Consider the following 26,148-nt stretch of genomic DNA (forward strand, 5'->3'; position numbering starts at 1 on the left):
TGACAGACGAATTTTTGTGTTATATTATTAATAATCAAAGCTATATGCAACGCCGCCAATTCATCCAAGCCTCGGCCCTGGCCAGCACGTTGCTGCTGGTACCCAAGTTTTTGCACGCCCTCGACCGGCCCGAAAACCGGCTGGCGGCCCGCCTGCGCGACGCGCCCGGCGGGGCGGCCAAGCGCCTCATCGTGGTGCAGCTGGGCGGCGGCAACGACGGCCTGAACACCCTCGTGCCGTATCGCAACGACTTGTATTACAAGGCCCGGCCCACGCTGGCGCTGCGGGAGGCCGACGGCCTCCTACCCCTCGGCGATGAGCTGGCGCTGCACCCAAGTATGAAGGGGCTGAAAGGGCTGTTTGACCAGGGCCAGGTGGCCATTTGCAATGCCGTAGGCTACCCCAACCCCGACCGCTCGCACTTCCGGTCGATGGATATCTGGCAGACCGGCTCCGGCTCGGAGCAGCTGCTGAGCACCGGCTGGCTGGGCCGCTACCTCGACAGCACCTGCGCCGCCGGCGCGCCCGCCTACCAGGCCCTCGAAATAGACGATACGCTGAGCCTGGCCCTGAAAGGCGGGCAGCGCAACGGCCTGGCCCTCAAGAATCCCGGCAAGTTTCACCAGCTTACGCAGAGCCGCTACCTCAACGCGCTGAGCCAGGAGCAGGGGGTAGGCGCACCCGGCTCGGAGCTGGATTACCTGTATAAAACGCTGGCCGAAACGGCGTCGTCGGCCGATTATCTCTACGAGAAATCGAAGATTCACAGCAGCGCGGCTGCCTATCCCAACACCGACTTTGGCCACAACCTGAAAACCACCGCCGAGCTGATTACCTCGGGCGTGGAATCGCGGGTGTACTACCTGGCTCTCAGTGGCTTCGATACCCACGTGCGGCAGCACGAGCAGCAGGGCCGCCTGTTAGGCGAGCTATCCGATGGCCTCGCCGCGCTAGCCGCCGACCTGCAAAAAAGCAACGAGTGGAACAACACCTTGGTGATGGTTTTCAGCGAGTTTGGCCGGCGCGTGGGCCAGAACGCCAGCAACGGCACCGACCACGGCACCGCCAACAACGTGTTCCTGCTCAGCGGCGCGCTGCGCAAGCCCGGCCTGCTCAACCAGGCCGCCAGCCTGGCCGACCTCGACCAGGGCGACCTGCGCTACCAGCTCGACTTCCGCAGCCTCTACGCCAGCATTTTAACCGACTGGCTCGGCGCCGACGGCCAGCTCGTGCTCGGGCCGGGGATAGAAAAGCTGGCGGGGCTGGTGTAAATATGCACCGTCTGTCCTTGCGAGCATGTTGCGCAACATGCTCGCAAGGACAAACTGGCTTTACAGCGGCACCATAAACCCGAACCCGTAGAGCCATTGGGCCGAGCCGAAGTGCTGCGTGACGCGGCCCAGGCGGTCGGCACCGATGTAGCTGTTGGTGTAGCGGGCGTAAGCTCCTTGAAAATCAGAGCTTAGGAAGAAGTACTTGTACAACTCCAGGCGCAGGCCGCCGCTGGCCCCGGCCACCCAGCCCTCGTAGTGAAACGGCCCTTCAGCGTGGCTGGTGAAGATGGACGAGATGGTGTAGGAAATCATGGGGCCGCCGCCCACCTTGCCAATGGCGCTGAGCGTGACGTGGCGGCCGGCGCGCAGCTGCCAGCGCTTCACCAGGTTGGTCATCAGGTAGTTGTTGCCGTTGGTGTGCTGCAAATGCACGAAGTCGGGCGTTACCACGGTGTCGCGGTCAAATTTATAGCCCCGGATTTCGCCCGATACGCGCATGGTCTGGAAGTCATCGACCACGTACTTGAGGTGGTTCCAGCTCACCTCGATACCCAAGTCGTGCTTGTCGTGGAACATGTAGCCCACCGTGAGGTCATACTGCGGCACGGTCAGGTTATCGAGCTTCCAGAAATCGCTCATGCTGGGGTGGTCGTGGGCTATCGCATCGTGAAACGTGAAGTCGTAGTCATCCGACTTATTGTTCTTGAAGTGGATGTCCGACTTGGTGTACCAGTCGCGGTTGTAGCTCCAGTTGAGGTACACGGCACCGTGGTCGCGGGGGGTAATGGGCACGCCGGCGATGGTGGTTGCGGGGGTAGCAATCGGCGGCGCTAGCTGCGCCCGGCTCACGCTAGCCAGGCCCAGCAGGCCCGCCAGCAGCAGATAATTCTTCATTATAAAATATAAAATCCCTAACCCCTCCAGGGTGCGGCACTACGAAAATACTGCCGCGGTAGCAATGCGGCCGAATTCCTGCAAAAAGATAGGGTAGCGGGCTTTTTATTTTCATAATTAGTTCATAGTTTTGCCTGTTCAATCTAAACTCAAAAGTATTTAAAACTTCAAAAAATTCTTTCTTTTTTACCTTTTTTCTCATGAAATCACTTTTACCTTCTTTCCTGCTGGCTAGTGGCCTGCTACTCAGTTCCTGCGCCTCCATCGTGAGCCATAGCCGCTGGCCCGTGGCCATTGCCAGCTCGCCCATCGGGGCCACCGTGAGCATCGTAAACAGCCGCGGCGAGGAAGTATTTACGGGCGTGACTCCCCTTGCCACCAGCCTCAAATCGGGGGCGGGCTTTTTTGCGGGCGAGCACTACACCGTCAACTTTTCGATGCCCGGCTACGACACCAAAACGGCCGCGCTCGGCACTAGCATTAATGGTTGGTATTTTGGTAACCTCTTCATCGGCGGCTTCATTGGCATGCTCATCGTGGACCCCGCCACGGGCGCCATGTACCGCCTCGACCAGCAACAGATGCAGGCTACCCTCACCCAGTCGCGGGCGATGGTGGTGCCCGCGGCCAGTCCCAATGGCCTGCAAGTAGTGTCCATCGACCAGGTGTCCGAGAACCTGCGCGACAAGCTGGTGCTGGTGAAATAATGCCGGGCACTACCCGCCACCTAATTCTTTGCAAACAAAAAGCGCCGGCTATGTCCAGCGCTTTTTGTTTACCGAAAGTTTACGCAGCCTGACTCCAGGCTGCCGGCAGGCAGACCATAAGCTGACAAACCGCAAAATATTTATACCTCATGCAAACATCCCCTACCCCCCTTCTGCGGCGGCACCAGCAGGCAGCAACTGTTTTTTGGGCACTGGCGCTCAGTCTCACCGCCCTTGTTTCTCAGGCTCAGAAGTCGCCGCCCGCGTTTACGATGGCACTCGTGGGCAGCGACCCCACTCTTACTGCCTACACCGGCCCGCGCTACCCCGGTGGCCCCGACTCGCTGCAAGCAGTGCTGGCGCGCCAGTTGCGGCCGGCTAGCCCGACGCTGGTCGGGCAGGTGTTTCTTCATTTAGAACTCGATAAGACTGGCGGGGTGCAGAAAGCCGACCTGCTAACGCCACCCCGCGCTACCCCCGCCGCTGCCCTGGCCTACACCAAAGAGGTGCAAGCCCTGGCGAAGTAGCTAGGGCAGCACCTGGGGCCCTGGCAACCAGGGCCGGGTGCCCCCGACCAATACAAAGCCACGCTTAATACCTTAACGCTACCGCTCACTTTTGGCCCCGCCCTCGCCGCCCCGGCCCGGCTCTACAGCGACGAAAACCCGACTTTTCCGGCGGAGCGGGGCGACCAGCACTCCGGCGTAACCGGCTTCTTGCAAAAGCAGATACGCTACCCGGTCGAGGACCTGCGCAACCAGGTACAGGGCATTGTGTACGCATACTTTGAGGTAAGCGAAACGGGCGCGGTAGAGCAGCGCCGCATTGTGGGCACCGTGAGCCTCACCCTCGCTACGCGTACTTCAGACCCTGCCCGATGCCCGCACGCCCCCGCTTCTGGCGGGCCGCCCGGTGCGGGTAGCCTACGTGCTGCCCCTCAATTTCAGGATACAGTAATCCCTCTCCCTACCCCCCAAACACCGCGCCCGCCAGCGCCAGCACGGCCCGGCGCGTGGGTTCGGGCTGCTCCAGGTACGCCTGGTGGCCGCTGCCTTCCAGGAAGAGCGCCGCGCCGAGGGGGGGTAGGGCGGCCTGGGCCACCGAGTCAGCCAGGGGCACGGCCACGTCGTGCTTGCCGGCCACCAGCAGCACCGGAAAGGGCGCGGCGCGCAGCACGGCGGTGCGGTCGGGGCGGGCGGCCATGCCGCGCAGCGCGCCCGCGATGGTGGCCTCGGGCGTGGCCTTGCCGATGTCTTCGAGCAGGGCCAGGGCCTCGGGCAGGCGGTCGCGGTTGGCGGGGGCGAAAAGCGGGCGTACGAAGCTGCCCATGAACTTTTCGAGGCCGTGGCGCTCGACGAAGCTGATGTTTTTTTCGCGGTTCTGGCGCTTCTCGTCAGTGTCGGGGTAGGCCGTGGAGTTGAGCAGCGCCAGGCCGGCCAGGCGGTCGGGGTAGCGCTCGGCCAGGGCCAGCGCCACGTAGCCGCCCATGCTATGGCCCACCACCAGCACGGGGGCGGTGGCACCTTTCTGGTCGAGGTAGCCGGCCACGTGGCGTGCTTGCGCCTCCATCGAAAAATCGGGCACCAGGTTGCGGTTGGTGCCGTGGCCCAGCAGGTTGGGCGTCAGCAGGCGATAGCTGGCCGGGAAGGGCCGCGTGAATTCGGTCCAGACTTCGCGGCTTTCGGCAAAGCCGTGGAGAAAGAGAATGGTGGGCAACGGAGCGGTGGACATAGTTTGGGCAAAACTAACAGCGCCCGGCAAAGCCCTTCACGAATGCGTACTTTTGAACAGCTCACAGATTTACCCAATTCTTCCTTACCGAAGCTATGCTTACCCGGCTCGAAGTTACCAATTTTAAGAATTTGGTGGGCATCGATGTCCGCTTTGGCGCTTTCACCTGCATCGCGGGGGCCAATGGAGTAGGCAAATCCAACCTGTTTGATGCCATTCGCTTTCTTAGCTTACTCACCGACCTGCCGATACTGGACGCGGTAATGTCGATGCGAGACGAGGGCAACCGGTCATCGGACCTACGCACTCTTTTTCACAAAGCCGGCGACTATTACGCTGATACAATGACGTTTGCGGCCGAAATGATTATCCCGCAGGATGGCGTTGATGATTTGGGCCAGGTAGCGCGGGCCGCCATTACGTTTGTGCGCTACGAGTTGCACATCCGCTACCGGGAGGCTGACGCATACAATCCATCCGGCAGCTTAGAAATCATTCGGGAAGAATTACGACCGCTGGGTATTGCGGAGGCCCGTAAAAACCTTGCTTTCCCACATTCGGTTGCTTTCCGCAAATCAGCAGTTACCGGGTTGCGACGCAATGGTACAGCGTTTATTTCTACCGTTATGGAGGATGACCAGTGTACCATCCAGATTCACCAGGATGGCGGCAGCAGCGGCCGGCCCCAGCGCCGTCTTGCCACTAAGCTTCCCCGCACGGTATTATCGGTTACCAACGCGACGGAACATCCAACGGCCCTATTAGCTAAGCGCGAGATGCAATCCTGGCAGTTTTTGCAAATGGAACCAACCGCACTCCGAAGACCCGATGAGCTGAACCTGAGCGCGGCCTCTCACATCGCAGCCAATGGGGGGCACCTGCCAGCTACCCTTTTTCGACTGGCTAGCCAGGAATTAGTGCAGGAAGACTCCTTTGATGGCACTCGACTCGCGCTGGATGGGCCGGTGCAGGCGGGGGTTTTTAGCCGCATCGCCCGCCGGTTGAACGAATTGATTGAAGATGTGCGGGAGATTTTCGTGGACCGCGACGATAAGCGGCAGCTGCTGGTCCTGAAGGTCAAGTTGAAGGATGGCACCGAACTCCCGGCGCGTTCCCTCTCGGACGGCACCCTTCGCTTTTTAGCTTTGGCCGTGCTGGAACAGGACAGCCAGGCGCAAGGGCTTTTATGCTTGGAAGAGCCGGAGAATGGCATTCATCCGGCTCGGATTGCGGCGATGCTTCGACTGCTTAATGATATTGCCTGCGACACTACCCTAGCCATTGGTCCCGATAATCCTTTGCGACAAGTCATTATTAATACCCATGCCCCCGCAGTGGTGCAGGAGGTGGATGACGACAGCCTGGTTCTAGCCGATACGGTAGGCGTGCATCAGGCGGCCACCGCTACCCAGCCGGCTAGTTCCTATCGCATCCTAAGTCTTAGCTGCCTCAGCGATACGTGGCGAGGCAATGAGGCCCGGCGGGAAGCTACCCCGGCTGAAAAGCCGATGGCTACGCTTGCCCGTGGGAAACTCGTGCGTTATCTGGACCCGGTATTGCCCGAAACAGCAACCCCGCAGTTGGCCGATAGTATGTCAGCTGCTGCGCGGCGGCGGGTGCGCGTTATTGACCGGCCCGATATACAGGCGCTGAAAGGCACCCAAACTATCCTGGCACTTTAGTTTTGCTATTTGCCCGCTATGCGCCGTATCACCTTTACGCTGCTCACCGATGGCTCGTCAGACCGGTGTTTATTACCCCACATTCAATGGGCGATAGCCGAAGCCCTGGCTGGCGAATCGTACCAGCTGGATGCTCAATGGGCTGATTTGCGCGGCCTGCCACAAGCAAGCACTGAGCTAGCCGACCGGATTCGGCTGGCTGTCGAGCTATATCCCTGCGACCTGCTTCTTATTCACCGGGATAGCGAAAGCCAGCCATATGCCAAACGTGAAACGGAAATAACAGCGGCCCTGGGTGAGCTATCAGCGTCGGCGCTGCCGGTTAGCGCGCGGCTGGTTCCGGTTCGGATGCAGGAAACGTGGCTTTTAGTCGATGAGCAGGCCATTCGGGTCGCGGCTGGTAACCCGAAAGGGCGGGTTGCCTTAGCTATTCCTCGAATTGGCACCCTAGAAACATTGCCTAATCCAAAAGTCATCCTGCATACGGCCCTGCGAGCCGCCTCGGAGCTAAGTGCTCGCCGACTTCATCGCTTCAATCCAGAAGCCCGGGCTTTTCAGGTGGGCGATAGCATAACTGACTTTACGCCTTTGCGGCAGCTGCCTTCCTTTCAGCGTTTTAGCGTCGAGCTTCGGCAAGCCCTTGCCGCTGTGAAGCGCTAGCCGGGAAGGGCCGCGTGAATTCGGTCCAGACTTCGCGGCTTTCGGCAAAGCCGTGGAGAAAGAGAATGGTGGGCAACGGAGCGGCGGACATGGCAGCTACTACCTTGCGGGCGGCAAGTATAGAGGCCAAAACTACGGTATGATTGCACGGCAGCGTTACCCTTTCTTACTCGCTATCGGTCTAGGTTTGGCCTACGCGTTGGCTACCCGCTTCTTGTTTGACGCTGATGGTTTTTTCCAACTCTTCAACAGCAGCCTCCTCAGCCTGGCTTTTCTAGTGGTGATGCCGCTGGGGCTGGGAGCCATCACCGCCCACTTCACTCCCCAAACCGCCTCCGCGTGGTGGCGGCTGGCCTGGGCTCCTTTGCTGGCGGTGCTATGCTTTCTACTAGCAGCGCTGCTATTTCATCTGGAAGGGCTTATCTGCGTGCTCATTATAAGTCCGCTATTTTTATTTGTATCCTGGCTGGGCGCGATAATTTATGCCCGAATCGCGGACCCTTTGCCCCAAAAGCGCGATAAGGCGCTGGTCGTGGCCGCCTTCGCGCTGCTGCCTTTTATCGCCGGCCCGCTCGAAAACTACCTGAACAACCCCGACGATTTTCGGCGCGTCGAAAACTCGGTGGAGATAAACGCGCCGGCCGCCGTGGTGTGGCAGCACATCATTCGGGTGGCTCCCATTCGGGCCGCCGATTTGGGGCCTAGCATCATTGATGACATCGGCTTTCCGCGGCCCGTGGAGGCTACGCTCAGCCACGAGGGGGTAGGCGGCGTGCGCCACGCCACCTTCGAGCGCGGCGTCGAGTTTATCGAGACCGTGGACGACTGGCAGCCGCTGCGGCGCCTCTCGTTCAGCATCGTGCCCAATACGGCCACCATTCCGCCCACTACATTTGATGAGCACGTTATCGTGGGCGGGCGGTTTTTCGACGTGCTGCGCGGCACCTACGAGCTGCACCCCGCTGGCCCTGGGCGCACCCGGCTGGTGCTGCACAGTCAGCAGCGCCTCAGCACGCACCTCAACTGGTACGCGGGCCTTTGGACGAGCTTCGTGATGCGTGAGATTCAGCAGCGCATCCTGGTGGTGCTCAAGCAGCGCTGCGAAAACGTGGGCTAACGCCGGCAAACTCAGGGACCGCGGCAACTTCGGCGGGGCGGGCGCGTCTGTTGCTACCCCCCCTGCGCAGCCTGAAGCTGCAACCTTCGTCCGGCATTCGCAGTTGGGGCATTAACTTGCTTTCGGTTTATTTAGTCCCGGCATCTTTCTATTTTCCGCATGATTTCTTTTTCTCCCCGTCTGCTGCTGGCCGTGCCCGTTCTCGCCGGCAGCCTGGCGCTGGTTGCCAGCCACCCCACCGGCGTGCGCGTCGCGCCCGACCCCAACAATGCCGGCCTCAAGCTGCCCGCCGGCTTTGGCGCGCTGGTAGCCGCCGAAACCGGCGGCAAAGCCCGCCACATCACCGTCACGCCCCAGGGCGTTATCTACGTGAAGCTCAATAAGGTGAAAGACGGCAAGGGCATCCTGGAGCTGCACAGCCAGCCGGGCGGCAAGGCGACCGTTACGGGCGGCTTTGGCGACTACGGCGGCACGGGCATGTACGAGAAAAATGGCTACCTCTACGCCTCCTCCGACCACGCGGTGTACCGCTACAAGCTCGATGGCAAGGGCGAGGTCATCGACCGCAGCAAGCCCGAGCTGCTGGTGCGCGGCCTGAAAGTGGGCAGCCAGCACGAGTCGAAATCCATCGTGCTCGACAACGCCGACAACCTCTACGTGAACATCGGGGCCTACGCCAACGCCTGCCAGGAGCAGGACCGCACGCGCGGCTCAAAAGGCATCCCAAACTGCCCCATTCTGGATTCGGCGGGCGGCATCTGGCAGTTTAAGGCCGATAAGCTTAACCAGCGCTACCCCGACGGCACGCGCTTCGCCACCGGCCTGCGCAACGTGGTGGGCCTCGACTGGAACTCGCAGGACAAGCAACTCTTTGTGATGCAGCACGGCCGCGACCAGCTGCACGACAACTGGCCCGAGCTTTACGGCGATAAGGAGTCGGCCGCGCTGCCGGCCGAGTGCATGTATGCGCTCACCAAGGGCTCGAACGCCGGCTGGCCCTACATCTATTATGACCAGCAGAAAAAGGAGCTGATGAAAGGCCCCGAATACGGCGGCGATGGCAAAACGCCCTCCACCGCTGATTACCTCCAGCCTGCCGCCGCCTACCCCGGCCACATGGCCCCCAACGCGCTGCTCTTCTACACCGGCACCATGTTTCCGGCCAAGTACCGCAACGGCGCGTTCATCGCCTTCCACGGCTCCTGGAACCGCGCTCCCGAGCCGCAAAAGGGCTATTTCGTGGTCTTCCAGCCCTTCAAGGATGGCAAGCCCGCTGGGGAGTGGGAGGTTTTTGCCGACAACTTCGCCGGCTCGCCCGAGAAGGCCGCCAGTGGCCGCGCCGACCACCGCCCCTGCGGCCTCGCCCAGGGCCCCGATGGCTCGCTCTACGTGAGCGACGACCAGAAGGGCACCATCTACCGCATCGTGTATAACGCTAAGAACTAATGACTTCTAAGCAAGCTCTCCTGACCCTGGCGCTGGTGGGCGGCGCGCTGTCGCTGCACGCGCAGCACCGCCCTACCCCCGCCGCCAAGGCCAAAGCCGCCACCAAGGCCGACCCGGCCCTGGCCGCTTCCCTCACGCGCGGCGCGGTGGTGTATAAGAATGTGTGCATCACCTGCCACATGGCCGACGGCGGCGGCGTGCCCAACATGAACCCGCCGCTCATCAAAACCGAGTACGTGCTGGGCGACAAAGCCCGCCTGGCCCACATCGTGCTGGCCGGCCTCGCCGAGCCCCTCGAAATCGACGGCAACGACTACAAGCAGCATATGCCCGCCCAGGCCTACCTCACCGACCAGCAGGTGGCCGACGTGCTCACCTACGTGCGCAATAAATTCGGCAACAAAGCCAGCGCCGTACAGGTGGCCGAAGTAAAAGCCGTGCGCGCCAAGCTGTAGCCCTACCCCCCTATTTTGCACGCGGCGGTTCCGGCAACGGGGCCGCCGCGTTGTAGTTTTGAATCCTCCCTATTTGCCCCTTATTATGAACGAGCAACTGATTGTCAAAAACTTCGGACCTATTAAAGACGCCACGGTGGACTTTAAGCGCGTCACGGTTTTCATTGGCCCGACGGGCGGGGGCAAGAGCACGCTGGCGAAGCTAGCGGCGATTATGCGAGAAAGAGTACTATTTTCAAATGACAGCAAAAAGCAGTATGGGGTATTAAATGAATTTTTATATAATTATGAAATAAATAATTATTCGCACACTGGCAGTGAATTTCACTGGCGGGTTGAAGATAGCGGTCGATTCGACAGATTAGATGCGAGTGAGGAAGCTGTTATTGTACACTTAGACTTATTTCCTCAGCTAGGAAGCGAAGAGGAGTATGTAACAAATAAACTCAAAGATATTATTGATAATAGCAAGGCTGATAATAGCAATGAATTAGAAGCCTCTGCAATATATAATTTCACACAAAAATTTTCTACCGAATTTGATAGGTTAACAGTAAGCTGGTACAATCGAAGGTTTCCAAAGACGATATATGTACCGGCTGACCGTATGTTCGTTTCCGCTGCCCTAAAAGGCTTATCATCTGTAGGATTTCAAAATACTTCTCTTAGTAAACCAATCCTAGATTTTTTAGAAGCATTTTCAGCATCAAAACAACGTATCATTAAATTCCCCATCAAATTTTTAGATATTCTTTATGAGTCTGATGGGGGTGATGGTAAAGTTAAAACTCCTGATGCGACTCTCTATTTACACGAAAGCGCGAGCGGTATTCAATCAGTAGTACCAATGCTTTCAGTAATATTAGACAAGCTGTATTGGAATAGTATCTCGTTTAATCCGGATACCTTTAACTTCATTATTGAAGAGCCGGAGCTAAACCTCTACCCCACCGCGCAGCAGGGGCTGCTGAACTGGCTGGTGGAGAAATGTACGAAGGGCGACAACGACCTGACTATCACCACGCACAGCCCCTATATTCTCTCGCACCTCAACCTGCTGCTCTACGCCTACCAAGTGGCCGAGAAGCATCCCGACCGCAAGGAAGCCGTGGCAGCCATTGTGCCCGAGGCTAGTTGGATTAATCCGAAAAAATTTGCCTGCTACCACGTAGGCGGCGGTGGCGTAAAATCGTTGGTTGATGAGGAGATGGGGCTGATTGATACCAACGAACTAGACGGGCTTTCCGGAGATGCTGCCGATGCGTTCGACAATCTCATTCGTTTATCCAAGGGGTTTGCCATCAAATGATTGACCGCATCGTGGCAGCTTATCCGCGGAAAGAACAGGCAGTTTGCATTACAGCACTTTCTCACCCAGTTTTTCACGTTTACGACCCGCTTTCTTCGGATGAAAGCGGGGCCGCCGAACGGCTTCCCTCCACTTTCCGCCTGGGGCCAGACAAAGAAGACCGCGAGCTGACCGTGCGCAATGAAACCAGCCAGCCCGTTCATTTGGTGGCTATCGATTGTTGCTTGTTTACCTCCGATGACCCCAGCCGCTGCGACTGCGCCTTGGTGCAGGACGAAACTATCCATTTCGTGGAATTCAAGCATGGCAAATACGCGCGTCGGACCGAGCGCATCAGGGACTGCATCAGGCAGTTGGCTAATTCCATAAATGACTTCTACAACGCGGGCATTTTACCGCCGCAGCATACTGTTTTAGCTATTGCCTGCGTCGGCTTTACAGAAGGTTCTCCGCCACAAAACGCTTCCTTAGAAGCGCTACAGGCGCGCATCAACTTGCGGGTACCAGATGATATTGTGGTAGAGTTGCGCGTGACGGATACCACACTGTTTGGACCTTCAGCGGCAGCCGAAGCACAGTAACTCATACCCTTTTGCCCCACCCCGGCTTATAAAGACTGTACCTACACTGTTTCTCTATGCGCGCTGGCTGCTGCCGATTTTCGCCGCATTTTCAGGTTATTGATGGCAACAAGAAGGCCGTGGGCGACGGCTTCGACGTGACCAGTCCCATGCCGGGGCCGTGCATCCGGCAGTTGAGCCCCTGCCTGCTCATCGACCACATCGGGCCAGGGGGGTAGGATAGGCACGTTCCCAGAGGATGAGTAGGGCGGCTTGTTACCGCGCAAAAAAAAGGGACGTCACACTGGTTAGCGTGACGTCCCTTTTTTTTGCTGGATATTTTATCCAAAGAGCGCGCCTTGGTGCTCGGGCCGCTCGAAGTCCAGCAGCCAGCGCTTGCGCAGCAGCCCGCCGGCGTAGCCGGTGAGCGAGCCATCGGCGCCGATGACGCGGTGGCAGGGCCACACAATGGCCAGCGGGTTCTGGCCATTGGCCGCGCCCACGGCCCGCACCGATTTCGGATTATTCAGCAGCTTGGCCACGTCGAGGTACGAGGCCGTGCGGCCGTGGCTGATGCCCACCAGCGCCGCCCACACCTGCCGTTGAAATGCGGTGCCTTCCAGCGGCGCGCAGGCCAGGTCGAAGTCGCGCAGCTCGCGGCTGAAATAGGCCTTTAGCTGCCGATGGGGCTCGCGCAGGCACTCGGGCAGGTCGGCCGGCGCGGTGGGGGTAGGCGCCTCGTGGTCACTAAACTGCACGGCGTGCAGCCCGGCATCGGAGCCGTGCAGGGCCATCATGCCAATGGGCGAATAGAGGTGAGCAGTGGCTGGCATAGGAGGGGGTAGGGTAAGTTTTAGCTTGCCGTGGGTTGCTTATTTTTTCAATAATACGGCAAGCTAAAGCTTACCCTACCCTATTGGCTGCCCGCCCGGCTTAGCTCACCAGCAGGCGCTGGCGGCGCGGCTTCACCTGGGCTTGCGCCTGCCGCACCATCGTTTGCGCTTGCAGCAGGGCTTCGGCGCTGGCATGGTGCAGGTGGCGGCGGGGCGGGCCGCCGGCCACGAGCTCGGCATCCCAGAGGCCCGAGCGGTGCCACTGGTCGAGGTGGTCCCAGTCGGGGCGGTCGATGATGGGATAGAGGCACACGCCGAGCAGCGGCAGGCCGGCGCTCAGCGCCTGGGCACATTCGCGGCCAATCATCTGCCACCACAGTGGCCGGTCCTCGCCGGGGTGGCTGGTTTCGGTGATTACGAAGGGGCGCTTGTAGCGCTTGTGAGCCTGGGCCAGCAGCTCGTGCAGGGGCACCCAGCGGGGGTCCATCGCGGGGTCGTTCCAGCCCAGGTGGCGGTGCGGGTGCAGCTGCCACTGGTTGTCGTAGTAGTAGTTGAAGCCCACGATGTCGAGCAGGCTTTCGTGGCCGCCCAGCTCGGGGCACAGGCGGCCCGAGAGAATGTCGGTGGCCTGAAACTGATTGCGGTGCGCCCGGCGGGCTTCGCGCTGGTGGCTCACCCAGGGGTTGGGCGGCGCCACGATATTGACGAGCGGCTCGGTGCTGAGCAAGCGAATGCTCGGGTCGGCCTCGCGCAGGGCCCAGCTGCCCTCGATGTAGGCGCGCATCAGGCCCAGCTTTACTTCCCAGCCCTGGCCCACACAGTAGGGCGAAGTGCCGCGGGCGTCGCCGCCGAGCCACGACATAAAGCTCACCTCATTGATGGGCGTGACGATGAGCGTGCCCTCGGGCCGCTCGGCGCGGTAAAAATCCACGAACGCGCGGCAGAGCGCCGCAAAGCGCCGGGCAAACATGGGGTGCAGCGGCGTGAGGTCGTCGGGGTAGCCGAAATGGCATAGGTCCCACACCTGCTGAATGCCGTGGCGCTGCCCGGCCTTCAGCATCGTTTTCACGGTGCTGAAGTCGTAGTGATAGGGCGTTTTCTCAATCTGGGCCCAGCGAATGCCCTCGCGCACGGTCTTGATGTTGAACTGCTTGAGGCCGGTGTAGTCTTCGTCGAGCAGCTGCAGGTGGCCGGTGAGGGGCAGGAAATCGACGCGGTTGCCAAAGGCGTTGAGCTGGTCGGTGCATTCGTAGCCGCCCCACCAGAAAGAGTCGAACGGATTGTCAGTTACGGGGTTTTTCATGTTTTTTATTTATCAATTACTGATTGAAATCAGTTGGCAGGGCGAGCGCAGCGCGGCAATCGCACCTGATTCTTATCGGACTTACGCAAAAGATGTTTGTCATTGCGAGCGAAGCGCGGCAATCGCACCCGAACGATGCCCGAACGATTTCGTTCTGGTGCGATTGCTTCGCTTTGCTCGCAATGACAAACGGCTTTTGCGTAAGTCCTATCTTATTCAGAAACTCTCTTCGGCGGGGCGCTGGCTGCGGGGCAGGCCGTAGCGCGGCCGCCCGCCGTTGCCGGTATCGACCAGCGAGTGAATGCCCTCGGCGAGCCTGGCCGACGAGCCAGTGAAATAAGCCGCCACGAGCTTGCGGCTGGCAAGGGCCACATTGGCCGCCATGCCGCCACAGCGCGCGAGTTTAGAAGAAGAGGATGCTGCCATACGAAGCCAGGGTTTACGCGCCCGGCCGGGCGGGGTTGGCTAAGCCGCGCCGCCGCGAGGGGGTAGGGCCGCTCAAAATCTACCTAGAACTAGGTATTGCCTGGCGTGCCTGCCCGGATGGACTTTTGCTCAAGCGCCTTTCAATAAGCTAATCCTGCCGCAGGGTAAGAATTTGAGGATTAGTCCGTTGTTTTTAAAGATGAATAGCTTAGCCGTTGGTCTGCCGCCGGCCTCACCCCCCCGCCCTGCCCTATGCGCTACCCCCTGCTTTTTGGCTGGCTCTGGCCTCTGGCACTGGGGGCCGCGCTGGCCCGCCCGCCTGCCCCCCCACCCGACACCCTGCGGCTGCGCGCCACCAACGACGGCCCTGGCTTCCTTACATTACCTATTGCTTTGACCCCGCCGCGCAGCCCCTGAGCGGCGGCCGGGCGGCGGCGCTGTGGGCGGCGGGCAGCTTCCGGCCCATGCCCACGGGGCGGGTGTTTCAGGCGGGCTTCACGCGCGACCGGCTGTGGCTGCGCGCCACGGTGGTGAACACGCTGCCCCAGCGCACGCGCTTCGTGTGGAGCCTCTATGCGTTCGTGGACAGCGCGGCGCTGTTCGTGCAGCCCGGCGGCCGGGGGCCGGCGCATTTTGTGGCGGGCACCAGCGGCCGGGTGGTGGCGGTGGCGCGGGGCTTTCCGGCGCGGGCCAGTTGCTTGCCCTTTTGGCTGGAAGCCCACGAGCGGGCCGTGGTGTACGTGGCCGTCGAAAACCGCACCGGTGCCACCTACCTGCCCACCGACCTCACCACGGCCGAAGACTTTCTGGCCTATGAGCAGGCGTTTTTCTTCACCAAGCGCTGGACCTGGCTACTGGGCCTGTACCTGGGCAGCGCCCTTTTGAGCGTGGTGCTGTTCGCGTTTCTGCGCGACCGCCTGTACCTGTGGTACGGGGCATATATCTTGTTCGCCACCTGGTTTTTAGTGATGGAGGACGGCCTCGATGCCTGGCTGGTGCCGCAGCCGCTCTACACGCTGGGCTGGCGGCTGGGGCAATATAGCCTGCTGCTGCTGGCGCTGGCCTGCCAGCTGCGGGTGCTGAGCCGCTTTATGCGTCTGCGCCAGAGCTGGCCGCGCCTGCATCGCCTCAGCTGGGGGCTGAGCGGCCTGGCTGCCTGTGCGGCGCTGGCCTACGGGCTGCTGGCGAGGCCGGCGGCGCGGGCCGGCGAGGGCTCGATGGCGGCTCTCAACAGCAGCCGCGAGGTCGTGCTGTGGGTGGTGCTGGTGGGCGGCGGCCTGCTGCTGCTAGCCATCGGCTGGCGGGGCCGCCGGGTGCAGCGGCGGCTGGCGGGCTACTACGGCCTCACCTACGCGTGCTTCTTTTTGGGCAGTCTCAATTTTCTGCTTAATCGCTCGGGGATGGTCAACATTCACGTGGTGAATCCCAACGCCCTGGCCTGGGGCCTGGCCCTGGAATTGCTGCTGCTGAGCGTGCTCCTCACGGCGCGCTTCCGGCAGGCGCAGCGCCAAAACACCGACCAGCGCCTGCGCCGCCTGCACGAGCGCGCCGCCGCCGGCCAGCACCTCATTGGGGCGCAGGATGAGGAGCGCGAGGCCCTGGCCCGCGAGCTGCACGATGCCCTGGCCCCCGGCCTCACGGCCCTGCACCTGGCCTGGCAGGGCCGGGCCGTGCGCGAGGCGCTGGCCCACGGCCCGCCCGCCCTCGCCGAGGCCCACGCCCACAGCGCGGCCCTGCTGCGCCAGCTGCGCTACGACGTGCGCACCCTCAGCCACGCGCTGCTGCCGGCCCCGCCCGGCGCGCCCCTACCCCTGCCCGCCGCCGTGACGCTGCTGGCCGACACCCTGAGCCTGACCGACGACGGCCCGCACATCAGCTGCCACTGCGATGCCGCCGCCGCCGCCCTGCCGCCGGCCGTGCAGCAGGCCGCCTACCGCATCGTGGCCGAGCTGCTCCATAATGCCCTGCGCCACGCCCAGGCCCGCCACGTGCAAGTAGCCGTGCGCCGCCTACCCACTACTCTGCGCCTCACCGTGGAGGACGATGGCCGGGGCTTCGACCCGCTGGTGCCCCTACCCCCCCGCGGCGGGCTGGGCCTGCGCGGCGTGCAGGCCCGCACGGGCTACCTGCGCGGCCAGGTGCAGGTGCGCAGCCAGCCCGGCCAGGGCACGAGCATTATGGTAGAGTTACCGATTTGAGTTTTTGTAAGTAGTTGATTATGAACTAATGTTACGCAGTCAGCACTGCCCTCCGCGTAATAGCTCTTGCTGCCCTTCCCGCTTTTTATCAAATTAACCCCCTACCCCCCCATGCCGTGCCGCTTGCTACTCGTCGATGACCACCCGGCCCTCACGCGGGGGCTGGCCGCGCTTTTCAGCCAGGAGCCCGACCTGGAAGTGTGCGGGCAGTTTGCCAGCGGCGAGGCGCTGCTGGCGCACCTGGAGGCCGGCCCTACCCCCACTGCCAACCTGTTGCTGCTCGACCTGCACCTGCCCCCGCCCCACGATGGCCTGAGCCTGCTGCCGCAGCTGCGCCGCCAGTGGCCGGGGCTGCGGGTGCTGGTGTTCAGCAGCGCCACTTCGCCCATGCTGGTGGCGCAGGTGGCGGCGGCTGGCGTGCAGGGCTTCCTGGATAAGTCGGCCGAGGCGGGGGCGCTGCTGGCCGCCATTCGAGCGGTGCACACGGGGCAGCTGGTGTTTCCGGCGCGGGTGCGGCTGCGCGCGCCGCTGCCCGGCCCGCCCGCCGGGCCGGGGCAGGTCGATGCCGAAGCGCTGCTGCGCCTGCGCCAGCTTTCGGCGCGCGAACGCGAGATAATCGGCCTGGTGCGCGAGGGCCTCTCGACCCGCGCCATCGCCGCCCGGCTATCGTTGGCCGAACTCACGGTGAGCACCCACCGCCGCAACCTGATGCACAAGCTGAGCGTGCACGGCCTGGCCGAGCTGGTGCGCTTTGCCCACGAGCATGGGCTGTGAAAGCGCTGCCCGGCAGCCTACCTTTTCGCTATAGAATAATTATCAGAAAAAATTACCTAAAACTGGGTATTGCAGCTAGTTAAAGCGTGAGGGAGCTTTGCAGTGGTGGTTGGGCTAGCGCATAGCCGGCCACCACCCACGCTCTCTTTCCTGAACTATGAAAACAAACAATACCCCCCGCCGGGGCCGGGTAGCGGCGTGCCTGCTACCTGGCCTTTGGCTACTGGCGGGCGCGGCGCAGCCAGCGGCGGCGCAGGGCTGGCTGGGCCTGGCCCAGAGCAATTACGGCGGCACCAACAGCGCCTACCTCAACCCCAGCGCCCTGGCCGACTCGCGCCTGCGTGCCTACCTGAATCTGGGCGGGGCCGACGCCAGCTTCTACAACACCTACCTGCGGCTAAACCTGCCCCAGAAGCCTTGGGAATCGGGTTTTTCCTTCAAAAAGGACTACTTGGTTGAGCAAGACGGCCGCAGCGGGCCGCAGTTTGCCAGCGCCACCGCCGAGGTGCGCCTACCCGCGTTCATGCTGACGTTGGGGCCGCGCTCGGCCATCGCTTTCAGCAGCCGGGTGCGGGGCTTCGCGCAGGCCAGCGGCGTGAGCTACAGCCTGGCGCAGCTGGCGCGCTACGGCTTGGGCCAGGCCGACCAGCTGGGCCTGGCCAACCAGCTGCTCACCGACAACAGCTTCAACCTGGAGGCCAGCGCCTACCACGAGTTTGCCCTCACCTACGCCCGCACGTTTACTCTCAACACCACCCATTTCTTCAAGGGCGGCCTCACGCTGAAATACCTGGTGGGGCTGGGCGGCGGCTACGTGCGCAACGATGGCGTGCAGTTTAAGGTGCTGGATAAGAACAGCATCGAGCTGCAAAGCAGCCAGCTCAGCTATGGCCTCACCGACTATAAGCTATATGGGCAAAACGGCTTTACGGCGGGCTCGCTCTACGGCGACCAGCAGCTGGGCCGCGGCTACGGGGCCGACCTTGGCCTGACCTATGAATGGCGGCCCGATTACCGGCGCTACAACTACCACATGGACGGGCAGGACCGCCCCGACAACAGCCGGAACAAGTACCGCCTGCGCCTGGGCCTGGCCCTCACCGACCTCGGGGCAATTGTTTACAACGACGGCCAGCACGTGCGCCAGGGCCAGCTGGCCAACACTGCCACGGTGCGCCTGACGCAGCTTGACACCCTGAAATTCAGGACTCTGCAATCGGTCGAGAACACGGCGAGAAGCCTGGTGGGCCTCAGCAGCACGAGCCGTGAATTCACGACCTACCTGCCGGCGGCCCTGCGCTTCACGGCCGACTACCAGGTGGCTGGCCACTTCTACGCCGGCCTGCTCTGGACCCAAAGCCTGCTGCCGGCGCGCAGCCTCGGCAGCCACACGGCCAGCCTGCTGGCCCTCACGCCGCGTTTCGAATTCAGCCGGGCCGAGCTGGCGCTGCCGGTGGTGTGGGCCAATGGCTACCGGCAGCTGCAAGTGGGCGCGATGGTGCGGCTGGGGCCGCTGGTGCTGGGCTCCGACAACCTGGGCGGCCTGCTGGGCCTGAGCACGGCCACCGGGGCCGATGTGTATTTCGGGCTGGCCCTGGCCCTGCGCCGCCACCGCCGCTCCGACAAGGATGGCGATGGCGTAAGCAACCGCTACGACAAGTGCCCCAAAGAGAAAGGCACCTGGGCCACCCACGGCTGCCCCGCGCCCGCGCCACCCCCCACGCCGGCCGAGGCCGCGCCGCCTACCCCCCCTGTGCCAGCCGAAGCTCCCGCGCCTACCGAAACGCCCACTCCCGCACCTACCGAAACGCCCACTCCCGCGCCCACCGAAACGCCCGCCCCTGCGCCCAGCACAGCGCCCGCGCCCGCCGAAGTGCCGCCTACCCCCCTGCCTAGCCCCAACTAGATGACTACCACTGCGCTGCCTTTCCCGCTCTCTACACTCTTTTCTCTATTTTGCTATGAACAAGTTTCTGACGCTCGTTTTTCTTGGTCTGCTGCTGGTTATCCTCCACTTCTCGACCCAAACTACCCGCCGTGCGGCGACGGCCCGCCGCGCGGTGCCCGCCAGCTACGCCGGCCTGCCCGCCACTGCCTTTCCCAAGGGCCACAAAACGCTGGATAGCTATAGGAGCCGCCGCGTGCTGGTTGCCAACCAGCGGTAGCCAGCCGTGCCGGGGGGCGGCGGCTGGCTGATGGCTGCCTATAGCGTTGCCACGGCGATTTCGCAGGTGGTGCAGAGGACGAAAAAACCCGCTTCTCCTTCGGCTTTACGTCGGAAACTACTAATTCCCCCAGACGAGAAAAACCCGGAAAACTGCTTTCACGACGTGAGAAGCGGTTTTCCGGGTACTCCGGGTATTCAAGTATGAGCCGATTATTGGACTCGAACCAACGACCTGCTCATTACGAATGAGCTGCTCTACCAGCTGAGCTAAATCGGCATTTTCCCAACGCTTGGTGGCGTTGGGGGTGCAAATATACGATGCCGCGCCACTTCGCGCAACATTTTGCGCAACCCCACCGGGCGGGCTACGTCTGAGAGCGGACAACCATTGTTTTTACGAAGCGCTCATGAAAATTCTTCCTTCCCTCGCCGCTGGCTTTGCCGGGGCCATCGCGCTCACCGCGCTGCACGAAACAGCCCGCCGCCTGCGCCCCCAGGACGCGCCCCGCATGGACGTGCTCGGCGAGCGCGGCCTGCGCAAAATTCTGCGGCTCGAAGACCTGCCCCAGCCCGACCACACCACAATTTATTCGGCCACCATGCTGGGCGACGTGCTCAGTAATACCTTGTACTACACGCTGGCAGGCAGTGGCAAGCACAGCCTGGGGCGGGGTATCGCGCTGGGGGCGTTGGCCGGCGTAGGGGGGGTAGTGCTGCCCGGCCCGATGGGCCTGGGCACCGCGCCCAGCAACCGCACGCCCCAAACGCAGGCCATGACCGTGGCCTGGTACACGGTGGGCGGCCTGGTAGCTGGCCTGGTGGCCCAGGGCCTGCGCCAGCGCCGCCAGAAGCGGCGCAAATAGCCTTACTGGCTGAGGCTGCCACCCCCCTTATCGACGGTGAAGGTGGCCGGGCGGCCCACCACCAGCGCCTGGTTATCAGCCTCGTGGCCCACCGGGAAGCCGTAGCCCACCGGAAAGCTGTAGCGCTGGGCGTAGTGGTTGATAATCTCGTGGGCCGTTTGGCCGAAGGGCACGGCGTTGTCTTTAATAGCCGAAAAATGGCCCACTACCAGTCCGGCCAGGCCCACCAGCTGCCCGCTGCGGTGCAGGTGCAGCAGCATGCGGTCGAGGTGGTAGAGGTACTCGTCCAGGTCTTCCAGAAACAGGATGCGCCCCGCGAAGCTGGCCTGCGAGGTGGTGCCGGTGCTGGTGTGCAGCAGGCTTAGGTTGCCGCCCACCAGCTCGCCAGTGGCCGTGCCGGGCCGGTTGAGGGGGTAGGGCGGGGCCTGGCAGGCCAGGGCTTCGCCAAACAGCGCGCGACGCAGGCTCTCGACCGCCGCCTCGCCGCCGGCCTGGCCATAAAGCACCGGCATCACGCCGTGGATACTCTGGTAGCCCAGGCGCAGCAAGTGGCTGTTGAGCACGGTGATATCCGAAAAGCCCGCTATCCATTTGGGGTGCTCGGCAAAGTGGCGGAAGTCCAACTCATCGACCAGGCGGGCGGTGCCGTAGCCGCCCCGCGCGCACAAAATGGCCCGCACGGCCGGGTCGTCGAGCTGGCGCTGGAAGTCGCGGCGGCGCAGCTCATCGTCGCCGGCAAACTGGTGGTGCGCCGCGCCGATGCTCTCGCCCAGCACCACGTCGAGGCCCCAGCCGCGCAGGGTTTGCACGGCCAGCTCGACTTCGGCGGCGCTGATTTTGCGGGCCGGGGCCACCAGCGCCACGCGCTGGCCGGGCCGGAGAAAGGGAGGAGCGATGGCAGACATGCGGCAGGTCGGCCAGGGGCCGGGATTGGTTGATTTTTCACAAAGAAACCACCGCCCGCGCACTAACCTTGCGCCCCGGCTGCTGTTGATAAATGCTGACGAGTGCCATATTTTATTCCATCTTAAATTAACCTTTACTACCTATGAAGCCACTTTTCCGCATCCTGGTCGCCTTGCTCGTGCTGGCGGCCCCCGGCCTGGCCTCGGCGCAGCTGGCGCCCATCGACACCACCGGCGGGCGCTACTACCAGCCCGTTTTTGCCAATGTCACGGTCACGAGCAACGTGGCCTACGGCTCGGCTACCACCTACGCCGGCACTACCCAGCAGCTGCTGCTCGATATTTATCAGCCCACCGGCGACACCGTGAAGCGCCGGCCGCTTATCATTTTTGCGCACCAGGGCGGTTTCCTGGTCGGCTCGCGGACTGATGCTTACATGGTGAATATCTGCACCCGCATGGCCCGGCTGGGCTACGTCACGGCCAGCATCGAGTACCGGCTGGGCTTTCCGCTCACCGGCGTTGCCGCGCCGGCCGATACGGCAGGGTTAGCCCAGGCCGCCATCCGCGGGATGCAGGACATGCGCGCCGCCGTGCGCTTCTTCCGCAACGACGCGGCCACCGCCCAAACCTACCGCGTGTTTAGTAGCTACATCATCGTGGGTGGCTCGTCGGCCGGGGCCTTTGCCGCGCTCGAAACCGGCTACCTCGACAAACCCAGCGAAGTACCCGCCTACGTGGGCCTGGCCGCGCTGGGCGGCATTGAGGGCACCGGCGGCAACGCTGCCTACAGCAGCGCCGTGGCCGCCGTGCTCAGCCTGAGCGGTGCCACCGAAAGCCCCAGCATCATTGAGGCCGGCAACGCGCCGCTGTGCAGCGTGCACGGCACCGCCGACCGCACGGTGCCTTACTTCCAGGGCAAAATCGGCTCCTTCCTACCCCCCAAATACGTGTATGGCAGCGGCCGCCTCAACCCCCGCGCCACGGCCGTGGGCATCCGCAACACGCTGCGCACGCTCAAGGGTGCCGGCCACATTCCCTTCGAAAGCAACGCCACCTACGCCGACACCACCTTCTGGACCATCCGCGATTTTCTGCGGCCGATTTTGCGGCTCACCGGCACCGCGCTGGCGGCGCGCCCGGCCAGCGCGGCCACGCTGCCCATTGCCCAGGCTTATCCCATTCCGGCCCGCGAGTTTGTGCAACTGGCCCTACCCCCCACCTGGCGCGAGCTGGGCGATGCCGACCTGCTCGACATGACGGGCCGCGTGGTGCGCCGCCTCACGCCCACCGCCCAAAGCTGGCAGGTGCCGCGCGGGGCGCTGGCCGCCGGCATCTACTCGCTGCGTTTTGCCGGGCAGGTGCCAGTGCGGGTAGTTTTTGAATAGGGATAACGCAAAAAGCTGCTCTTTTTTCGGCGCGAGGGTTGCGATAAAAGGGGGGTGTCGTAGAAAAAGCAGAATAAAATGCGAGAGTGAGTATTAATCAAAGGGTAGTTCAAAATTAAAGTCAAAATTACTGTGAATGAGGATTTTATACAAAAGCTACCGCCGAGTTGGTGGTAGCTTTTGTGTTTTAATACTAAAAACTAGCAGAAAATACGGCCAGATTATGCGCGATTTTGGCAAACGGCCAGCTACTTTAGGGGCTTCGATTTTTTGTTAGGCTACTCACTTTAACCAATTCACAGTTTCATGAAAAGAAATCTACTCATGACCTTCCTGTTCATGGTAACGTTGTTCCAAGTGGTGCTGGCCCAAACGCGGGCCGTGTCGGGGCGGGTAACGGACCAGAAAACCGGTGAGGGTCTACCGGGGGTTACGGTGCTCGTGAAGGGCACCACGAATGGTACTTCTACCGATGCCGAGGGCTCGTTTAAGTTGACCGTGCCGCAGGCCGGGGCTACGTTGGTATTCTCCTCGATTGGCATGAACAGCGTGGAGCGGCCCGTGGGCAGCGAAACCACGTTTAAGGTGCAGCTGAGCGCCAATGCCCGCGAGCTGAGCGAGGTGGTCGTGACGGCCCTCGGCATTCAGAAAGACAAGCGCACGCTCGGCTACGCGACCCAGGAGATTCAGGGCGGCGCGGTGGCGCAGAAATCGGAACCCAACGTGCTGAATGCCTTGCAGGGCAAGGTTTCGGGCGTGAACATTACCGGGGCCAGCGGCCTGGCCGGCACATCGACCAACATCAACATCCGGGGCATTACCTCGCTCACGGGCAACAACCAGCCGCTGTTCGTGGTCGATGGCATTCCGGTGAGCAACGACACCGACCGCACCAACGGCGGCGCGGCCGGCACGCTCTACGGTGCCCAAACCGCCAACCGCGCCGCCGACATCGACCCCAACAACATCGCCAACATCAGCATCCTGAAGGGGCCGGCCGCCGCCGCGCTCTACGGCTCGCGCGCTTCGTCGGGGGCCATTCTAATTACGACCAAATCGGGCGCTGACGTGAATAAGAAGCTGGAAGTGGTGCTGACTACCGGCTACAACTTTCAGCACGTGATGGGCTTGCCGGCTTTTCAGAATGACTACGGCCAGGGCACCAACGGGGTAATCACTACCGCCAGCGGCGCCGGCAACATCCTGACGGGCAGCACCAACTCGTGGGGCCCGCGCTTCGGCACCACGCCCACCTTCGCCAACGGCCTGCTGCTGGCCAACAACACCAACCTACCCTACCAGTCCTACTCGGATAACATCAGTAGCTTCTACAAGCTGGGTAGCCTTTGGACCAACGGCGTGCAGCTGGCCGGCAACAACGGCACGTCGAACTTCTCGCTCAACGTGAACAGCACGGCCCAGAAGGGCATCGTTGAGTCGTCGAACCTCCAGCGCACCAACGTGCAGCTGGGCGGCGGCACCACGCTGCAAAATAAAATCCGGCTGCGGGGCTCGGTCAACTTCTCGCAAACCAACCAACTGGCCCCGCAAACCGGCAACGGGGGTAGCGCCTTTGGCTCGCTCTCGTCGGTGCCGCGCAGCTTTGACCTGCAAAACCAGGTTTTCCAGACCGCGACCGGGGGCAACCTGTTTTTCGCAGGCCTCGATAACCCTACCTGGAACCTGGAGAACAACAACACGTCCAGCAATGTCACGCGCTTTATCAACGTGGTCAGCATTGGCTACGACTTCTTTCCGTGGCTGAGCGTGACGTATCGGGCGGGCCTCGATGCGTACACCGACCGCCGCAAGCAAATTGCGGCCATCACGTCGTCGCGCAACCCGACGGGCCTGATTTTCCAGGATAATATCCAGTACGCCGAGTTTACCGGCGACCTGCTGGTGACGGCCAAGAAGGAAAATATCTTCGTGAACAAGCTGAATGCCAACCTGCTCGTGGGCCAGCAAACCAACCAGCGCCGCCGCAACGAGCAGTACGTGTCGGCGGCCACGCTCTCGCAGCCGGGCTTTTACAACACCATCAACGCGGCCAATTTCACGGGCAGCGGCGAAACCAACTACACGCGCCGCCTGCTGGGCTACTACGCCGACCTGTCGCTGGCCTACAACAACTACCTGTTTCTGGAAGGCACGGCGCGCGTGGACCGCTCTTCGACGCTGCCCACCGCCAACAACACGTATCTCTACCCCTCCATATCGGCCGGCTTCGTATTTACGGATGCGTTTAACATCAGCTCGGACTTTTTCTCCTACGGCAAGCTTCGGGGCAACGTGGCCAGGGTGGGGCGCGACGCCGACCCCTACGTGCTCGACACCTACTACGTGTCGGGTGGCCAGGGCAACAACGTGGCCAACGTGACTTTTCCCTTCAACGGGGTGGTCGGCTTCAAGCCCAGCGCCACCCTCGGCGGCGGCCAAACGCTGAAGCCGGAGTTTACCAAGTCGGCCGAGGTGGGCATGAACCTGGGCTTCTTCAACAACCGCCTGACCCTGGACGCTACCTACTTCAAAACGGTTAGCTCGAACCAGATTCTACCCGTGACGCTGGCCGGCTCGACTGGCTACACCAGCTTCTACACCAACGCCGGCGAGCTCGACAACAAAGGCATCGAATTGTTGGGTATGCTGTCGGCGGTGCGCTCCACTTCGGGCTTCACCTGGGACATCTCGGCCAACTACACCCGCATTCGCAACGTAGTGGTATCGATTTATCCGGGGGTAAAAAGCTCCTCCATTCTGGGTAGCTCGTTTATCGGCTCGGTGCCTTCCTACGTGGTGGGCCAGCCCTACGGCGTTATTCTGGGCCAGAAGAAGGCGACTGCGCCCGATGGTCAGTATATCATCAACCCCAAAACCGGCCTCTGGGCAACTGAGCAGAGCGCGCAGGTGACGGCCAACCCCAACGTGAACTGGCAGGGCGGCATCACCAACACGCTGGCCTACAAGGGCGTTACGCTCTCGTTTTTGATTGATGCCATCGTGGGCGGCGACATTCTGTCCTTCACTCAGGCGGCGTATAAGTCGGCCGGCATGCTGAAAGAAACGGGGGTAGCCCGCGACCAGCCCCGCGTTATTCCGGGCGTGATTCAGAACGCCGACGGCACGTTCCGCCCCAATAACATCCAGGTGGACGCCCAGAGCTACTGGAGCAACCAGGGCCTGCAAAGCGACCTCAACATCTTCGACGGCACGCACTATACTCTGCGGGAGGTTTCGCTGAGCTACGCCCTGCCCAAAAGCCTGCTGGGCAACTCGCCCTTCGGCAGCGCCTCCCTCACGCTGTCGGGCCGCAACCTCTTCTACTACGCCCCCAACGCCAACTTCTTTCCCGAAGTGAACACCCAGGGTGCCGGCAACATCCGCAGCCTCGACCTGCAAGGCCCGCCCAGCGTGCGCAGCTACGGGGCTTATTTGCGGTTCTCCTTCTAACGGCTT

General features: G+C 62.1%; 22 protein-coding genes and 1 tRNA gene. 17 read left to right on the forward strand and 6 right to left on the reverse strand.

The annotated features are described in order from the left end of the window. Positions 1 to 44 precede the first annotated feature (44 nt). Positions 45 to 1,271 (forward strand): twin-arginine translocation pathway signal, encoded by a 1,227-nt coding sequence (locus A0257_11155; protein AMR29726.1) that lies wholly within the window; start codon positions 45 to 47, stop codon positions 1,269 to 1,271. A gap of 60 nt (positions 1,272 to 1,331) precedes the next feature. Here A0257_11155 and A0257_11160 read toward each other — a convergent pair whose 3' ends face one another. Then, positions 1,332 to 2,060, reverse strand: a complete 729-nt coding sequence (locus A0257_11160) for a hypothetical protein (GenBank protein ID AMR29727.1) — start codon at positions 2,058 to 2,060, stop codon at positions 1,332 to 1,334. Positions 2,061 to 2,368: 308 nt separating this feature from the next. Between A0257_11160 and A0257_11165 the strand changes: the two genes are divergently transcribed. Together A0257_11165 and A0257_11170 are read left to right on the forward strand one after the other, a co-directional pair. Further along, positions 2,369 to 2,875 (forward strand): hypothetical protein, encoded by a 507-nt coding sequence (locus tag A0257_11165; GenBank protein AMR27599.1) that lies wholly within the window; start codon positions 2,369 to 2,371, stop codon positions 2,873 to 2,875. 272 nt (positions 2,876 to 3,147) lie between these two features. Then, positions 3,148 to 3,402, forward strand: coding sequence for a hypothetical protein (locus A0257_11170; GenBank protein ID AMR27600.1), 255 nt, complete (start codon positions 3,148 to 3,150; stop codon positions 3,400 to 3,402). A gap of 439 nt (positions 3,403 to 3,841) precedes the next feature. Here the strand turns inward: A0257_11170 and A0257_11175 are convergent, their stop codons facing one another. Continuing rightward, positions 3,842 to 4,606: a hypothetical protein gene (locus A0257_11175; protein ID AMR27601.1), complete on the reverse strand. Its 765-nt coding sequence runs from the start codon at positions 4,604 to 4,606 to the stop codon at positions 3,842 to 3,844. A gap of 95 nt (positions 4,607 to 4,701) precedes the next feature. Here A0257_11175 and A0257_11180 point away from each other — a divergent pair, with 95 nt between their 5' ends. The 7 genes from A0257_11180 (at position 4,702) to A0257_11210 (ending at position 11,856) form a co-directional block, all read left to right on the forward strand. After that, positions 4,702 to 6,288 (forward strand): hypothetical protein, encoded by a 1,587-nt coding sequence (locus A0257_11180; protein AMR27602.1) that lies wholly within the window; start codon positions 4,702 to 4,704, stop codon positions 6,286 to 6,288. Between the two features lie 18 nt (positions 6,289 to 6,306). After that, complete coding sequence (locus A0257_11185; GenBank protein ID AMR27603.1) at positions 6,307 to 6,948, forward strand: hypothetical protein; 642 nt, start codon at positions 6,307 to 6,309, stop codon at positions 6,946 to 6,948. Between the two features lie 187 nt (positions 6,949 to 7,135). Then, positions 7,136 to 8,065, forward strand: coding sequence for a hypothetical protein (locus A0257_11190; GenBank protein AMR27604.1), 930 nt, complete (start codon positions 7,136 to 7,138; stop codon positions 8,063 to 8,065). A gap of 159 nt (positions 8,066 to 8,224) precedes the next feature. Next, positions 8,225 to 9,511, forward strand: coding sequence for a sorbosone dehydrogenase (locus tag A0257_11195; GenBank protein ID AMR27605.1), 1,287 nt, complete (start codon positions 8,225 to 8,227; stop codon positions 9,509 to 9,511). After that, positions 9,511 to 9,966, forward strand: a complete 456-nt coding sequence (locus A0257_11200) for a cytochrome C (GenBank protein ID AMR27606.1) — start codon at positions 9,511 to 9,513, stop codon at positions 9,964 to 9,966. The genes A0257_11195 and A0257_11200 overlap by 1 nt, the downstream gene beginning before the upstream one ends. Positions 9,967 to 10,813: 847 nt before the next feature. Next, complete coding sequence (locus A0257_11205) at positions 10,814 to 11,275, forward strand: hypothetical protein (GenBank protein AMR27607.1); 462 nt, start codon at positions 10,814 to 10,816, stop codon at positions 11,273 to 11,275. Then, complete coding sequence (locus tag A0257_11210) at positions 11,272 to 11,856, forward strand: hypothetical protein (GenBank protein ID AMR27608.1); 585 nt, start codon at positions 11,272 to 11,274, stop codon at positions 11,854 to 11,856. Before A0257_11205 ends, A0257_11210 begins: the two co-directional genes overlap by 4 nt. Before the next feature lie 320 nt (positions 11,857 to 12,176). On the opposite strand, the gene A0257_11215 is transcribed toward A0257_11210, so the two are convergent. Together A0257_11215 and A0257_11220 are read right to left on the reverse strand one after the other, a co-directional pair. Beyond that, positions 12,177 to 12,668, reverse strand: a complete 492-nt coding sequence (locus A0257_11215; protein AMR27609.1) for a hypothetical protein — start codon at positions 12,666 to 12,668, stop codon at positions 12,177 to 12,179. A gap of 100 nt (positions 12,669 to 12,768) precedes the next feature. Further along, positions 12,769 to 13,971: an amine oxidase gene (locus A0257_11220; protein AMR27610.1), complete on the reverse strand. Its 1,203-nt coding sequence runs from the start codon at positions 13,969 to 13,971 to the stop codon at positions 12,769 to 12,771. A gap of 890 nt (positions 13,972 to 14,861) precedes the next feature. Between A0257_11220 and A0257_11225 the strand changes: the two genes are divergently transcribed. The 4 genes from A0257_11225 (at position 14,862) to A0257_11240 (ending at position 19,534) form a co-directional block, all read left to right on the forward strand. After that, on the forward strand, positions 14,862 to 16,595 hold the full coding sequence (locus tag A0257_11225; GenBank protein AMR27611.1) for a hypothetical protein: 1,734 nt from the start codon (positions 14,862 to 14,864) through the stop codon (positions 16,593 to 16,595). Between the two features lie 66 nt (positions 16,596 to 16,661). After that, a complete protein-coding gene (locus A0257_11230) occupies positions 16,662 to 17,369 on the forward strand; it encodes a hypothetical protein (protein ID AMR27612.1) in 708 nt (235 codons plus the stop codon). A 157-nt stretch (positions 17,370 to 17,526) separates the two neighbouring features. Then, the gene (locus A0257_11235) at positions 17,527 to 19,275 is read left to right on the forward strand and encodes a hypothetical protein (protein AMR27613.1); all 1,749 of its coding nucleotides are present in this window, start codon (positions 17,527 to 17,529) and stop codon (positions 19,273 to 19,275) included. A gap of 55 nt (positions 19,276 to 19,330) precedes the next feature. Beyond that, positions 19,331 to 19,534 carry a hypothetical protein gene (locus tag A0257_11240; GenBank protein AMR27614.1) on the forward strand — a complete coding sequence of 68 codons (204 nt, stop codon included), beginning with the start codon at positions 19,331 to 19,333 and terminating at the stop codon, positions 19,532 to 19,534. 206 nt (positions 19,535 to 19,740) lie between these two features. On the opposite strand, the gene A0257_11245 is transcribed toward A0257_11240, so the two are convergent. Continuing rightward, a tRNA-Thr gene (locus A0257_11245) sits at positions 19,741 to 19,813 on the reverse strand. Between the two features lie 130 nt (positions 19,814 to 19,943). On the opposite strand from A0257_11245, the gene A0257_11250 reads away from it, so the two are divergent. Then, on the forward strand, positions 19,944 to 20,399 hold the full coding sequence (locus tag A0257_11250; protein AMR27615.1) for a hypothetical protein: 456 nt from the start codon (positions 19,944 to 19,946) through the stop codon (positions 20,397 to 20,399). A 2-nt stretch (positions 20,400 to 20,401) separates the two neighbouring features. On the opposite strand, the gene A0257_11255 is transcribed toward A0257_11250, so the two are convergent. Further along, positions 20,402 to 21,304 carry an LD-carboxypeptidase gene (locus A0257_11255; protein AMR27616.1) on the reverse strand — a complete coding sequence of 301 codons (903 nt, stop codon included), beginning with the start codon at positions 21,302 to 21,304 and terminating at the stop codon, positions 20,402 to 20,404. 143 nt (positions 21,305 to 21,447) lie between these two features. Here A0257_11255 and A0257_11260 point away from each other — a divergent pair, with 143 nt between their 5' ends. Continuing rightward, positions 21,448 to 22,692, forward strand: coding sequence for a hypothetical protein (locus A0257_11260; protein AMR27617.1), 1,245 nt, complete (start codon positions 21,448 to 21,450; stop codon positions 22,690 to 22,692). 306 nt (positions 22,693 to 22,998) lie between these two features. Then, a complete protein-coding gene (locus A0257_11265) occupies positions 22,999 to 26,142 on the forward strand; it encodes a hypothetical protein (GenBank protein AMR27618.1) in 3,144 nt (1,047 codons plus the stop codon). Positions 26,143 to 26,148 lie beyond the last annotated feature (6 nt).

The sequence above is a fragment of the Hymenobacter psoromatis genome, from assembly GCA_001596155.1.
Classification (GTDB): Bacteria; Bacteroidota; Bacteroidia; order Cytophagales; family Hymenobacteraceae; genus Hymenobacter.